Here is a 13,159-nt window from a genome sequence, read left to right as displayed (position 1 = left end):
GCCGCCCTCAGAATCGATCCGGAGAGAGCGCCTCGAGGAGCGTGCGATCGAAGTCGTCTCCGTCGTCGGGTTCCTCGAGCACCGCTTTCACGACGTCCGCGACCGCAGGCGCGACCGTGATCCCCTGACCGGTCATCCCGCAGGCGACCACGAACCCCGAGACGTCGGTTTCGCCGACGAGCGGGAGGCCGTCCGGCGTGACGGTCCGGAGGCCGACCCACTCGTCGACGATCGAGGGATCTTCGAGGCCGGCGAGCGTCGCCATCGCCGGCGCGGAGTCGCGAAACGACGCCGGGACGGCGACGTCGTCCGGATCGTAGCGGTGGCCGTCGCCGTAGGCCGTCTCGTACTTCCCGACCCACACGCGCCCCGTGTCCGGTCCTGAGGAACGTTCTGTGCTCGAGGATCGTTCCGCGTCCGACCGCCCCGAGGATCGTTCCATCTCCGATTCCGGCTCTGACGATCTGCTTCCCATCGAGGCGGATACCGGTCGAACGTATCGTTTCGACTCGAGGATCGTTACCGGATGGTCGACCGACCCGTCTCCCTCGAGTTCGACCATCGGTCCCAGCGTGTGTCTGAGCGGGAGCGAGACGCCGACCATCGCGTTGAGTGCCGGCGCCCACGGTCCGGCGGCGTTCACCACGGCGTCGGCCTCGAGCCGATCGTGATCGGTTTCGACGCTCGAGACCGAACTCGATCGCGTCTCGACAGCTGTCACCGTCTCCCCCGTTCTGATCCCGACGCCGCACTCGCGAGCGCGGTCGGCGAACCAGGTCGACAGATCGACCGGCTCGCAGAGCTGATCGTCGGGGGTGTAGAGCGCGCGGATGGCCCCAACGGCATCGACGGCGTTCCGATCGGTCGCCTCGGGGTCGTCTCCCGGTTGCTCGGGTGTCCCGGTGTCGTCTCCCGGTTGCTCGAGCGTCCTGCTATCGCCTTTCAGATGTGTGAGTGCGCCGGGGTCGATGCCAAGTTGCTCGAGGTCTTCCCCGTCGACGACTCTCGCTTCGATGCCGTGTTCCGGGAGCACCCTCGCGGCGTCCGCCAGCCGATCGGCGAACGCCTCGGTCTCGGCGACGTACAGCGTCCCCGTGCGAGTCGAGTCGACCGCCCCGGTGTCGAACAGTTCGTCGTAGATCGACCGCGATCGCTCGCGAAGCGAGAGGGTCGTCGGGTCCGGTGAGACCGCACTCCGCATGACGATCCCCGCGGAGGCCGCGGTCGTCTCGCCGCCGACGCTCGAGCGCTCGACGAGCGTTACGTCGTGGTCGGTCGGACCCAGCCGGGAGGCGATCGCGGTACCGACGATACCGCCGCCGACGATGACGATCTCCATGGTCGTCGTACCACGAACACCCTTATATCTCCCACCTGCCCTCGAGTCGAGGCGGCTCTCACAATTACGCCGGACCCCACAACCACACCGAGCCCGCAGTCATACCGAGCCTGCAATCACACTCAAGTCGACGGGCAGAAATACTCGCGTATGGTTCGCGTACTGTCGGATTCGGACGTCGCGTCGGCACTCGACCTCGAGGCCGTGCTTCCGGTCGTCGCCGACGCCTTCGAGAAGCAATACGCCGGAGCCGTCGACCGGCCCGAGCGCCCCCACTACCCGATCGGAACCGGGCTGAACCCGGAGGAACCGACGGAACCGACCGGAACCGGCCTCTGTATGCCCGCGTACGTCCACGGAGCGAGCTACGCCGCGACGAAGCTCGTGACCGTCTGCGAGGGAAACGCCGAACGCGGGTTGCCGACCGTCACGGCCCAAATATCACTCGCCGACGCGGAGACCGGACAACCGGCCGCCTATCTGGCCGGAAACCGGATCACGAGCGCCCGAACGGGCTGTATCGGCGGACTGGCCGCCCGTGAACTCGCCGCCGACGGGCCGATCGATCTGGCGGTGATCGGCGCCGGCACCCAGGCACGCTGGCAAACGCGTGCGATCGACGCCGCGGTCGGCTCCGAACTCGAGTCCGTTCGGATCTACTCCCCGAGTGATTCACGGACCGAGTGTGCGGCTGACCTGTCGGCCGAGATCGAGGCCCCCGTCGAGCCGGTCTCGAGTCCCCGCGAGGCTGTCGACGGCGCATCGGTGATCGTCACGGCGACGACCAGCACGGAGCCGGTGTTCCCCGGCGACACACTCGCCGCGGGGACACTCGTGATCGCCGTCGGCGCGTACACTGCGGAGATGCAGGAACTCGACGCGACGACGATCGAGCGAGCGGGTCGCGTCTTCGGAGACGTTCCCGACGAGGCCGTAGAAACGGGCGATCTGCGCGAGTATCCCGACCTCGATGTGGTGGCGTTCGGTGCCGTCCTCGCTGGCGAGGTTGGCCGGCGCTCGGACGAGGAGATCCTCGTCCTCGAGTCGGTCGGGACTGCGGTTCTCGACGCGGCGACCGCCGAGTACGTCTTCGAGCGCGCGAGCGAGGAGGGGGCCGGAACGACGGTTTTATTATAACACGCTCAGTATGGAACGAGCACTCGAACGGCACCGATCGCGGCCGAATTTTCGGCCACGACACTGAAATACGGGCTTCGCCAAGTAATTCCTGACTGTCCGTCGATGCTCAACACGAAGGCGGCCTCCGTCGGAGGCGACGAGATGCAGAACGCGCCACTGGGGGTGGGCCAGCAACAGTGACGCCTCGATCCGTTCCGATCGTCGATCGGGTCACGGACGCGTTCTTCGCGCTCGATACGGACTTTCGATTCACGTACGTAAACGACCGCGCCGAGACGTTGCTCAAGCGTTCGCGCAACGACCTCATCGGCCGGGTGATGTGGGACGAGTTCCCCCAGACCGTCGAAACCCAGTTTCCGGACGGCTTCCACCGCGCGATGGACGAACAGGTCCCCGTTTCCTTCGAGATCTACCACGCCCAACTCGAAACCTGGTTCGAAGCGCAGGCCTCTCCCTCCGAAGACGGGCTCTCGGTGTACATGCGCGACGTCACCGAGCGAAAGCGCCAAGAGACGACGATCGCCCAACACGCGGCCGTCGTCGAGGCGGTCCACGACGGGATCGTGACGCTCGATCGCAATCGCCGAATCGTCACGGTCAACGCGGCGATGGAAGAGTTCCTCGGTGCCGGTCGCGACGAGCTGGTCGGCGAGCACGTCGAGATCGTCCCCGAACTCGCCTCGATCGCCGACGAGGACGCCATCGAGATCGGGCACGCGATCACCGACGTCGACATCGGCACCGCCGACAGGCGACAGGTCGAGATGCCGTTTACCGACGCCGACGGAACGGATCGAATGGGCGAGTTTCGATTCGTCCCGATCGAAGACGACACCGCAACCGTTGCAGTCGTCGTTCGGGACGTCACCGACCAGTACGAGTACGAACGCGTCGCCGCCTCGCTCCACGAGATCACTCGCTGGTTGCTCGAATCCGACGAACCCGAGGAGATCTGTGCCATCGCCGTCCACGCCGGGAGTGACCTGCTCGATCTCCCGATCAGCGGCATCTGGCTCCTCGAGCAAGAACAGGGGTATCTCGAACCCGTCGCCGGAACCGCCGGCGCTCACGACGAGTTCGGCGGTCTCCCGCGATTTCACCCCAACGAGGGGCTCGTCTGGGAGGTGTTCGAATCCGGCACCGTCGAACGATTCGACGACCTCGAGAGCGTCGAGGGACTCTACAATCCGGAGACGCCGGTTCGATCGGAGATCATCGCGCCGATCGGCACTCACGGTGTGATCATGACCGGCTCGCTCGACTCCCATCAGTTCGACGAGACGGACGTCGAACTGGTGTCGACGCTCGCCGAAAACACCCGCGCGGCACTCGATCGGGCCGCCCGCGAGCGCGTCCTTCGGGAACGCACCGCCGAACTCGAGCGCCAGACCGAACGTCTCGAGGGCGTCGCGAACGTCCTCTCGAACGACCTGAAACGCCAGCTAAAGGCCGTCGCCGACGAACTGGCGTCGGAGGCGACCGACGTCGAATCCAAGCGAGTGCCAGCGGACGAAGGGTTCGCCACGACGAACGCGAGCGACGACGGACTCGAGACTGGACGCGCGGGCGCTGGCGAACCCGATTCGGATTCCGACGAGTGGGAGTTTCCACTCGAGTCGGAGCCGGGCTCCGAGGAACGTGACTCGAATCCGAGAGACGAGCGCCGGGAGACGGCTGGCGCCGACGGCGAACCCGAATCGAACTCCGACGAGTGGGAGTTCCCGCTCGCGGACGACACGGTCGAAGCGACCCTCGACCGTGCGGAGCGACTCATCGACGACGTTCGGGAGTTCGCACGTAACGCGTCGACGGTCCGCACCCGAACCCGGATCCGTCTCGACCGCGTAATCGAGGAGGCCGCCACGGCGTCACGCCTCGAGGCGAGTGCGGTGTTCGTCGAGCGAGCGGCGACGCTTCGGGCCGATCCCGACCGTCTCATCTACCTCCTCGAGACGGCGTTCGACGACATCGCCGCCCGGACCTCCGGCGAGTCCGTAACGGTTCGTATCGGGCTGATCGGAATCGACAACCCCAACGCTACTCGCGGATTCTTCATCGAGGACGACGCCACCGAGGTTCCGCCGACGGCGACCGACCGACTGCTCGATCCCACGACCGAGTATCGAGCGGCCATCGACGGGCTCGGCCTGACGCTCGTTCGAGCGATCGCCGAAGCCCACGACTGGCGCCTCTCGATCGACACCGAAGAGCAAAGCGGAACGCGAATCGTCGTCGACGGCGTAATGACCCTCGAGCCGCGGTCGTAGACGGGTTTGCCTTCCCAGTGACGGAGCGTGCGTTCGGAGTAGTCGAGATCCGCGGTGATGGAGCGTGCGTTCGGAGTAGTCGACGATCGAGACGACGGTTCGATCCCATTAGGCCATTATAGATCATCGCCCGTACAACCGCGATCCATCTGTGGTGTACCGGTAAATCGTTCCAACGATCCCTCTCACTCGTCGGCGATCGATTCCCGGATCAGGTTCCGACACAGCTGTTGGCTGTCTTCGCTCTTCAGCAGGTTCGAAACCGTCTCGTCGAGACGGACGCGCAACACCGCCAGCCGGTCCTCGAGTCGGGCGTACTCCTCGCTGGTTCGCCGTTCCGCCTCGGTTTTCTGCCTATCTAACAACACTTTTTTCGACGCGAGCGCGAAAAACTCCTGAAGCTGTTCGTCGTACGTCGATCTGAGCAACAGTTGATCGATCACCGCGATCAATTCCGCCTTCGAAACCGGCTTGACGAGATAGTCGTCGAACCCCATCTCGACGATATCGAAGTCGGGTTCGATCGCCGTCACCATCGCGACCCGACAGTCCAGGCCGCGCTCTCGAATCGTCTCGAGGACTAGATCACCCGAGAGGCCGGGCATCCGTCGGTCGAGGAGGACGACGTCTATCCCCTCGTCGATGGACTCGAGCGCTTCATTTCCGTCGTAGGCCGTCCGGACGTCGTATCGCTCCTCGAGCCGGGAAGTGTAGAGATTCGCGAGATCCGGCTCGTCTTCGGCGATCAGTACGGACGGTCGATCGGTTACCATCGAACGAGTCCCCTCCACCCTATCGGTAGGGTCTGCGTACCGTACGCACATCAAGATACCGGACCGTCGTCCGCCGTTTCGATCCCAAAACGCGGATAACTCCGGCGGAATCGACGTCGAGAGGAGAGACGGGTGCAACGACCACCGCCGTCGCCGACGTCCGGCGAGAGGCTCCTCGAGACTACTCGAGTTCCGCCTCGAGCGTGTCCCGAAGCGATCGAATCGTATCCACAGACCGCTCGACCGTCCGATCGTCGACCGACAACTCGAGCGTTCCGCGGTCGGTCGCTTCGCCGAGGGTGACGACCGGCGCGACGCCGTCGAACGCCTCGCGGACGGCCTCGGGGTCGTCGGTCTGTATCAGCGCGCGACCCGGCTGTTCGGAGAAGAGTGCGGCCGCGGGTTCGTCGCTTGCGGGGAGCGATACCTCGAGTCCGGCGTCCTCGCTCACCATCTCCGCCAGCGCGACCGCGAGTCCGCCGTGGCTGACGTCGTGGACCGCGAGCGTCGCATCGTCGTTGGCGACCGCCGCGAGCGTCTCGACGACGGCCGCGGGATCGTCGGGCAAAGACGGGAATCCGTCGCTCCCGCCGAACTGCGCGAGGTACTCCGAGCCGCCGAGTCTCGGCCCGCCGGCGTCGAGACCGACGTCGCCGATCACCAACAGTTCGCCGGCGGGCTCGACCGACAGCGGCGGCGCGTCGTAGCCGTCTTTGGTTCCCACGAGCGCGAGCGTCGGCGTCGGCGGGATCGGCCCCGTCGCGGAGTCGTTGTACAACGAGACGTTCCCGCCGACGACCGGCGTCGACAGCGTCTCGCACATGTCGGCGAGCCCGTCGACGATTCCCCTGAATCCGCCGTAGACATCGGGCTTTTCGGGGTTACCACCGTTGAGACAGTCGACCGCGGCGAGCGGGGTCGCGCCCTTGGCCGCCACGTTCGTCGCGTTCTCGAGGGCGACCGCGCGAGCTCCGTCGTACGGTGTGGCGTCGGTCCAGTTGGGTGCGGCTCCCGAAGAGAGTGCCAGCCCAGTTTCGGCGTCCCGGATCGCGACGATCGCCGCGTCATCGCCGGGACCGACGCTCGTCCGAACGCCGACCTCGTGATCGTACTGGCGGTAGACCCACCGCTTCGAGGCCGTGTTCGGACTCGAGACGACGGCGTCGAATGCCTCCTCGAGATCGACCTCGGGGAGGTCGGTCTCGGGCTCCGAGGGCTCCTCGTGTGCGAGGTCGTTCATCGGTGCCCCCTCGCCGAGGAAGGACGCGTCGACGTCGACGACGGTCTCGCGCTCTCCCGGCTCGCTTCGCTCACCGTCCGAGGCGCTTTGTGCCTCGCTATCTTCGAAGGTACAGACGTAGTTGCCGTCCGTGACGTCGCCGATGACCGAACACCCGAGGTCGAAGCGCTCTGCGATCTCTTCGACCCGCTCGACGTTTTCGGGTTCGACCTCGTAACACATCCGCTCTTGGGACTCCGCGAGCAGGATCTCGAGTGCCGACATGTTGGGTTCGCGCTGGTGGACCCGCTCGAGTTCGATGTGTGCGCCGAGTCCCCCTTTCGCGACCAGTTCACTCGAGGCGCCGCCGAGGCCGGCCGCGCCGAGGTCGCGTGCGGATTCGATCAGCCCCTCATCGATCAACACCTCGTTGGCCTCGATCAACAGCTTCTCGGCGTAGGGATCGCCGACCTGGACCGCGGGTCGGTCCTCCGTTTCGGCGTCCTCCGCCAAGTCCTCGCTGGCGAAACTCGCACCGCCAAGCCCGTCGCGGCCCGTGGCGTTTCCGACCAACACTAGCTTGTTTCCGGGCTTCTGGGCTTCGGCGGTGACGAGCCGTTCCTCGTCCGTGAGGCCGATACAGGCGACGTTGACGAGCGGGTTGCCCTCGTAGTCGGGGTGGAAGTCGACGCTCCCCGCCACCGTCGGCACACCGATGCAGTTCCCGTAGTGGCTGATCCCCTCGACGACGCCATCGAGGAGGTACCGCGAGTGCTCGCGGTCGAACGCGCCGAAGTAAAGCGAGTCGGCGAGTGCGATCGGGTACGCACCCATCGAGAGCGTATCCCGAACGATCCCACCGACGCCCGTCGCCGCCCCGTCGAACGGATCGACGTACGAGGGGTGGTTGTGGCTCTCGATCCCCATCGTGATGTAGGTCTCCCCCTCGCCCTCGTCGCCTCCCGGCAACGCCACGACCGCCGCGTCGTCGCCCGGCCCGATGACGACCTGCTCGCCCTCGCTCTCGAACGCCGACAGCAGGGGTCTCGAGGAGCGATACGCACAGTGCTCGCTCCAGAGGTTCTCGAACAGCGCCGCCTCGGCCGGAGTCGGCTCTCGCTCGAGTTCCGAAACGACGAGTTCGCGATCCGAATCGGCTAAACTCATTCACGTCAATGGTGGTCCGTGGCCGGTAAATGGGTTTCCATGTACACGTTCGTGTATCGTCGACTCGAGCGACATCGATTCAGACGATCCGCAAAACGAAGCCGACAGTACGTTGTCGAAGCGGCTCGCCAGAACCGCAAAAACGCATCGAGTGTATCGAGGCGCTTTTGATCGAGCCGTTCGAAAACAGAGTGTGCTGTCGGTCGAACTCCACGTCCACTCGGAGCTTTCCTACGACGGTCGTGATCCGGTCGATCTCATCTTAGAGCAGGCGGAGGGTGTCGGGCTCGATGCGATCGCGATCACCGATCACGACGAGATCGAGGCCAGCCTCGAGGCCGCCGAGCGCGCTCCGGAGTACGGGCTCGTCGGCATTCCCGGGATGGAAATCTCGAGCAAGGCCGGACACGTCCTGGGGCTCGGCCTCGAAGAGGAGGTGCCGCCGGGACTGTCCTTCGAGTCGACGCTTGCGGCGATCCACGCCCAGGGCGGGCTGGCGGTAATTCCGCATCCGTTCCAGGAGTCCCGCCACGGCGTGATGGGTCGTATTTCCCGCGAGGAACTTGCCGAGGGCGATGCGATCGAGGTGTACAACTCTCGGCTCCTGACGGGGCGAGCGAACCGCCAGGCCGAGCGCTTCGCTCGCTCGCGGGATCTACCGATGACCGCCGGAAGCGACGCCCACATCAGCGAGATGGTCGGCCAGGCGGTGACCAGGGTCGACGCGGACGAGCGATCGGTCGACGCGATCCTCGAGGCGATCCGCGACGGGCGGACGTCCGTCGAGGGAAAACGGACTCCGTGGCACATCAGCGTTCGCCAGGCCGCAGGCGGTGCGAAACGCCGGTTCAGAAACGGCATCCTGGGGTTGTTTCGATGAGACTGCGCGGCGCGGGTCCGGAAACGATCCGAGACGCGCTGGAGACGGGTAACCCGTTCCCGGGAACCCGCGGTTTCGCCGGGGAGATCGACGGAACGCTCGTCAGGGACGTACTCGGACGGGTTCCGCTGTTCGTCGACGCCACTCGAGAACGTCCGGAGTTGCCGTCCCACCAAACGGACGCCGAATCCGGTATCGACTGGGCGTTCGAGCCCACCCGACTCGAGTCGCCGATTCCGGTACCGGCGGGGACGGCCGTCGAGGTTTCGACGCTCGCTTCGATCCTCGAGCGCGAGACCGGCGTCGTGTCCGAAGTCGATCCGGAGACGGGCCTGGCATCCGGGACTGAACGCGAGATCGAGGACGCGTCCAGGATCGATCTCGAGACCGGCGCCCTCGAGCCGCGGTGGACGGTGCCGGATCCTGAGCGGGAGTCGGACCGGGACGTCGCTCTCGAGGAACTCGAAACGTCGATTCTGGCGTCGACGGACGACGTTCGATCGTCGGATATCGACGTCGCGGTTGCGTTCTCCGGTGGGGTGGACTCGGCGCTCGTCGCGACGTTGCTCGACGCGCCGTGTTACGTGGTCGGCTTTTCGGACAGTCACGACGTCGAGGCGGCGCGGACGGCCGCGGCCGCCATGGACCGCGAACTGCGGGTCGTCGAACTCGAGCCGGCCGACCTCGAGCGAGCCGTCCCCGAAATCGCGCGGGCAACCGGGCGGACGAACGCGATGGACGTCCAGATCGCCCTCCCGCTGTCTCTCGTCGCCGAGCGCGTCGCCGCCGACGGCTTCGACGCGCTGGCGGTCGGCCAGGGTGCCGACGAACTGTTCGGCGGCTACGAGAAGGTCGTCCGCCTGGACCACCGCGTCGAGGCAGAAACCACTCGCGGCGCTGTCCGGGAACAGATCCGAAGCCTGTCCGATCAGCTTCCGCGGGACGTCCTCACGATCGAGGCGGCCGGACTCGAGCCGGTTGCACCACTGTTACACGACGCCGTCGTAGAGGCCGCGCTTCGGCTTCCCGACGATCTGCTGGCCGACGAGGAGACGCGAAAGCGTGGGTTCCGGCGGGTGGCGTCGCGGTATCTCCCCGAGGACGTCGCGACCCGGGACAAGAAGGCCGTCCAGTACGGCAGTCTGGTCGCCCGCGAACTCGACCGGCTCGCTCGACAGGCTGGGTACAAGCGACGGATGGACGATCACGTCTCGAAGTATATCGCGTCGTTGCTCGAGGACGAGCAGGGCGAGTAGCGCCTTAGTCGCGTCCAGGATACGGCCGCGTCCGCACTTCCTCGTACAGAACCGTCTCCGGCGGCCGCGAGAACCAGTCGACGTCGGCGATTTCGCCCTCCCGAGGACGTGGCTCCCCCTCGACGTACTCGCCGTGGAAGATGGCGATCGCTTCGAACGCGACCGGCTCGTCGGTCTCGGTATTTCGGTGTTCGACGACGTGCACCTCACGAAGCCCTGTCAGTTCGCACTCGATGCCGGTCTCCTCCCGGACTTCGCGGATCGCGGCGTCCTCGTACGGCTCGCCGACCTCGACCGACCCGCCCGGATCGGACCACCCCTCATCGCCCACGTTTTGGACCAGGAGCACGTCGCCGGCATCGTTGGTCAGCCAGACGCCCGCACCGCCAAGCGCCGCGTCCTCGAATTGGTCGACGAGTCGCTGACAGCGTGCCGGTGGCTGGTGCCACGTTTTCTCGAGGACTTCGAACTCGCCGTACTCGGCTTCGAGATCGCTGATCAGGGAGTAGACGACGCGTTTGCTTCGTTCACAACGTGACGACATCGGATTCGTAATCCTCGAGTCACGTACTGCTGTCGTATGCCTCACTGAAGTCCCACTCGCGGTGAAGGAGTTCCTCGACGCCGTGCTCGAGAATGACCTCGCCGAGAACCGTCGCGCTGTAGTATGCATAGAGGCCATCGCTGTCTCGTTCCGTCCGAACGCGTTTCTCGACGAGGCCGACGTCTCGAAGTTTGTTGAAGTGGTAATGGAGCGTGCTGTCGTCGATCTCTATTGCCTCGTTTAGCTCGGTGGGCGTCATATCGCCGGCGTGTGCGAGTCGATAGACGATTTCGAACCGGGTTCGATCACCGACCGCGGCCTGCATCTCGAGATAGCCGTCCAGAGAGAGGACGCTCTCGTTGGGAAGGAGATCAGCCGGATCGTCCGGGTCGTCGGCGATCCGCGTGTGTTTCATTTCGATCGTCATAGGCAATACTCATCGTTGTTTCTTAGTTCTTTACGTTCTAGAAGTTACTGAAATCGTTATTCGTTATACGGTTCGTCCGGTCACGACGGCAGCGGACACAAACTCGCCGTAAAAATGACCGTGTCGTCAGTCTCGTTTCGCGCACCGTGCTCGAGGCCGCGATCGTGGAGCACGACGCCGGGTGCCTCGATTGCCTCGCTTTCCTCGCCCTGGAGCACCGTCACCGTCCCCTCGAGGACGTGGAACACGTTCGTGCTCTCGCCGTGCTCGTGGGGTTCGAGTTCCGCACCGGGCCCGAGCGCGAAGGCTTTGACGAGCACGTCGTCGGTGACGACCAGTTCGGCGGTTTCGACCTCGCCGTCGTCCGGTTCGAGGTCGGCGAGCGCACCGGCGTACCGATCGAGTGACGCGGACATGGTCGATGGTTCGACGACGAACGGATAAAGCGTACTGCTCGAGGGAGCCGGGTCGGTATCGGGGATTGCTCGAGGACGACGGGCGAATAACGAGGGGTACTCGAGAGAGAGTTGCTCGAGGGAGATGAACAGGTACCGAGGCCGCTCGAGGAAACGAGGGCGATCAGTCCTCGAGTTCGGTCGGGAGCGCGTCGTCGGGCGTGTCGGCGGTGTTCTCGTCGACGGTCCGGCGATTGACCTCGCCGATGCGGTTCGAGATCTCGGCGACGAGGTCTTCGACGGGCTCCTGAGCCGCGCTCTCGTCGTTCTTGACGATCGCGCCCTCGCTACCATCGGCGCCGAAGTCCGGGTGGATCGGAATCTGGCCGAGAAGCGACACGTCGTACTTGTCGACGATCTGCTGGGCGCCGTCGGTGCCGAACAGGCTGTACTCCTTGCCGGTGTCCGGCGCGATGAACGTGCTCATGTTCTCGACGATTCCCAACACCGGCGTGTTGTGTTTGTTGAACATCTGGATCCCCTTTCGGGTGTCGTCGAGCGCCATCTCCTGGGGCGTCGTAACGACGACCGCACCCGTGACAGGCATCGATTGCAGGAGGTTCAACGTCGCGTCGCCGGTGCCCGGCGGTAGGTCGACGATGAGGTAGTCGAGTCGACCCCACTCGACGCCCTCTAAGAACTTCATCATGAACTTGTTGACCATCGGCCCGCGGAGGATCGCTGGGTCGTCTTCTTCTTCCATCATGATACCCATACTGATGACGCGGACGCCGTCGGACCGCGGCGGGACGATCTCTTCGTTCGGCGTGACGCCGGGGTCGCTCTCGACCGGAAGAATTCGCGGGATGTTCGGCCCGTGAATGTCCGCATCGAGAATGCCGACCATCGCGCCACGCTTTTCGAGTCCAGCCGCGAGGTTGGCCGCGACGGTCGTCTTGCCGACGCCACCCTTGCCGGAGGCGACGGCGATCACGTTGCGCACCCGCGGGAGCACCTCGTCGTCGAACCCGTGTTCGGCGCCGACGTGTGCTCGCAGGTCCGCCTCGAGACCCGCATCGCCGACGACCTCCCGGATCTGGTTGCCGATCTCCATCTCGGAGGGTGCGTACGGAGCGTTGAACGCGAGCGAGATCCGTGCGGTCTCGTCCTCGATGGTGACGTCGTTGACGAGCCCGAGCGAGACGATGTCCTCGCCGATATCCGGGTCCTCGATCCCCTCGAGTTCGATCTTGAGTTCGTGTTCTGTAATGCTCATAGTACGTCGGTAATCCTATCGGAACGAACGGTGTCGAACGGGATACGTGTGATGGTTCGGGCCGCTAGCCACCCACGTCGGGCGGTTTCGATGCGTTCGAGGACGGACGATCGGTGCGACTCGAGGAGCGTGCACGATTCGCGCGCGGCTACAGCCCGGGCGAACCGATGGGTTCGGGCAGTCGGCCGAAGAATAGCAGGCCGATGACGAGCGTCATGAGGAGCATCGAGACCCACATCGTCGTCGTCAGCCCGACGAGGTACGTGACGCCGAGTAACCCGGTTTTCGTGTCGCGAGGCGTTCCGACGAACCACGCGATGACCATGACGTAGATCGGCACGAGAACGACGCCGAAGATGAGCCAGGAGCCGGTGTTGGGAAAGCCGGTGACTCCTTCGGAAACCTCGTACCCGTGGTACAGGACGGTCGCGAGCGCGGACGACGGAAACATGCGTCTACGACCAGTGACACCACCG

At 65.2% G+C, this 13,159-nt stretch carries 12 protein-coding genes; 4 read left to right on the top strand and 8 right to left on the bottom strand.

Going from position 1 to position 13,159, the window contains the following annotated elements:
• Positions 1–7 precede the first annotated feature (7 nt).
• The gene (locus AB7C87_RS03460) at positions 8–1,339 is read right to left on the bottom strand and encodes an NAD(P)/FAD-dependent oxidoreductase (RefSeq protein ID WP_369727995.1); all 1,332 of its coding nucleotides are present in this window, start codon (positions 1,337–1,339) and stop codon (positions 8–10) included.
• 150 nt (positions 1,340–1,489) lie between these two features.
• Here AB7C87_RS03460 and AB7C87_RS03455 point away from each other — a divergent pair, with 150 nt between their 5' ends.
• Positions 1,490–2,476 (top strand): ornithine cyclodeaminase family protein, encoded by a 987-nt coding sequence (locus AB7C87_RS03455; protein WP_369727994.1) that lies wholly within the window; start codon positions 1,490–1,492, stop codon positions 2,474–2,476.
• Positions 2,477–2,655: 179 nt separating this feature from the next.
• A complete protein-coding gene (locus tag AB7C87_RS03450; protein ID WP_369727993.1) occupies positions 2,656–4,746 on the top strand; it encodes a PAS domain-containing protein in 2,091 nt (696 codons plus the stop codon).
• Positions 4,747–4,931: 185 nt separating this feature from the next.
• On the opposite strand, the gene AB7C87_RS03445 is transcribed toward AB7C87_RS03450, so the two are convergent.
• On the bottom strand, positions 4,932–5,519 hold the full coding sequence (locus AB7C87_RS03445; RefSeq protein ID WP_369727992.1) for a response regulator transcription factor: 588 nt from the start codon (positions 5,517–5,519) through the stop codon (positions 4,932–4,934).
• 181 nt (positions 5,520–5,700) lie between these two features.
• The gene (gene purL / locus AB7C87_RS03440; protein WP_369727991.1) at positions 5,701–7,905 is read right to left on the bottom strand and encodes a phosphoribosylformylglycinamidine synthase subunit PurL; all 2,205 of its coding nucleotides are present in this window, start codon (positions 7,903–7,905) and stop codon (positions 5,701–5,703) included.
• A gap of 193 nt (positions 7,906–8,098) precedes the next feature.
• On the opposite strand from purL, the gene AB7C87_RS03435 reads away from it, so the two are divergent.
• Together AB7C87_RS03435 and AB7C87_RS03430 are read left to right on the top strand one after the other, a co-directional pair.
• The gene (locus tag AB7C87_RS03435; protein ID WP_369727990.1) at positions 8,099–8,785 is read left to right on the top strand and encodes a PHP domain-containing protein; all 687 of its coding nucleotides are present in this window, start codon (positions 8,099–8,101) and stop codon (positions 8,783–8,785) included.
• Complete coding sequence (locus tag AB7C87_RS03430; protein ID WP_369727989.1) at positions 8,782–10,041, top strand: asparagine synthase C-terminal domain-containing protein; 1,260 nt, start codon at positions 8,782–8,784, stop codon at positions 10,039–10,041. Before AB7C87_RS03435 ends, AB7C87_RS03430 begins: the two co-directional genes overlap by 4 nt.
• A gap of 4 nt (positions 10,042–10,045) precedes the next feature.
• On the opposite strand, the gene AB7C87_RS03425 is transcribed toward AB7C87_RS03430, so the two are convergent.
• From AB7C87_RS03425 to AB7C87_RS03405, 5 genes are all read right to left on the bottom strand, one after another.
• Positions 10,046–10,585 (bottom strand): NUDIX hydrolase, encoded by a 540-nt coding sequence (locus tag AB7C87_RS03425; protein ID WP_369727988.1) that lies wholly within the window; start codon positions 10,583–10,585, stop codon positions 10,046–10,048.
• A 19-nt stretch (positions 10,586–10,604) separates the two neighbouring features.
• A complete protein-coding gene (locus AB7C87_RS03420) occupies positions 10,605–11,006 on the bottom strand; it encodes a winged helix-turn-helix domain-containing protein (RefSeq protein WP_369728380.1) in 402 nt (133 codons plus the stop codon).
• Between the two features lie 86 nt (positions 11,007–11,092).
• Complete coding sequence (locus AB7C87_RS03415) at positions 11,093–11,428, bottom strand: cupin domain-containing protein (RefSeq protein WP_369727987.1); 336 nt, start codon at positions 11,426–11,428, stop codon at positions 11,093–11,095.
• A gap of 163 nt (positions 11,429–11,591) precedes the next feature.
• Positions 11,592–12,683: an Mrp/NBP35 family ATP-binding protein gene (locus AB7C87_RS03410; RefSeq protein ID WP_369727986.1), complete on the bottom strand. Its 1,092-nt coding sequence runs from the start codon at positions 12,681–12,683 to the stop codon at positions 11,592–11,594.
• A 148-nt stretch (positions 12,684–12,831) separates the two neighbouring features.
• Entirely contained in the window at positions 12,832–13,134 is a 303-nt protein-coding gene (locus tag AB7C87_RS03405) for a hypothetical protein (protein WP_369727985.1), read from the bottom strand.
• Between the last annotated feature and the right edge of the window lie 25 nt (positions 13,135–13,159).

Origin of the sequence: Natrarchaeobius versutus (assembly GCF_041205745.1) — an archaeon.
Classification (GTDB): Archaea; Halobacteriota; Halobacteria; order Halobacteriales; family Natrialbaceae; genus Natrarchaeobius; species Natrarchaeobius versutus.
The sequence above is the reverse complement of the archived record's forward strand: the minus strand, read 5'-3'. Positions and strand labels throughout refer to the sequence as shown.

Bases quoted from the DNA above. Each gene is read 5' to 3' on its own strand.
- AB7C87_RS03460 (WP_369727995.1), bottom strand. From the start codon at position 1,339: ATGGAGATCGTCATCGTCGGCGGCGGTATCGTCGGTACCGCGATCGCC.
- AB7C87_RS03455 (WP_369727994.1), top strand. From the start codon at position 1,490: ATGGTTCGCGTACTGTCGGATTCGGACGTCGCGTCGGCACTCGACCTC.
- AB7C87_RS03445 (WP_369727992.1), bottom strand. From the start codon at position 5,519: ATGGTAACCGATCGACCGTCCGTACTGATCGCCGAAGACGAGCCGGAT.
- purL (WP_369727991.1), bottom strand. From the start codon at position 7,905: ATGAGTTTAGCCGATTCGGATCGCGAACTCGTCGTTTCGGAACTCGAG.
- AB7C87_RS03430 (WP_369727989.1), top strand. From the start codon at position 8,782: ATGAGACTGCGCGGCGCGGGTCCGGAAACGATCCGAGACGCGCTGGAG.
- AB7C87_RS03425 (WP_369727988.1), bottom strand. From the start codon at position 10,585: ATGTCGTCACGTTGTGAACGAAGCAAACGCGTCGTCTACTCCCTGATC.
- AB7C87_RS03415 (WP_369727987.1), bottom strand. From the start codon at position 11,428: ATGTCCGCGTCACTCGATCGGTACGCCGGTGCGCTCGCCGACCTCGAA.
- AB7C87_RS03410 (WP_369727986.1), bottom strand. From the start codon at position 12,683: ATGAGCATTACAGAACACGAACTCAAGATCGAACTCGAGGGGATCGAG.
- AB7C87_RS03405 (WP_369727985.1), bottom strand. From the start codon at position 13,134: ATGTTTCCGTCGTCCGCGCTCGCGACCGTCCTGTACCACGGGTACGAG.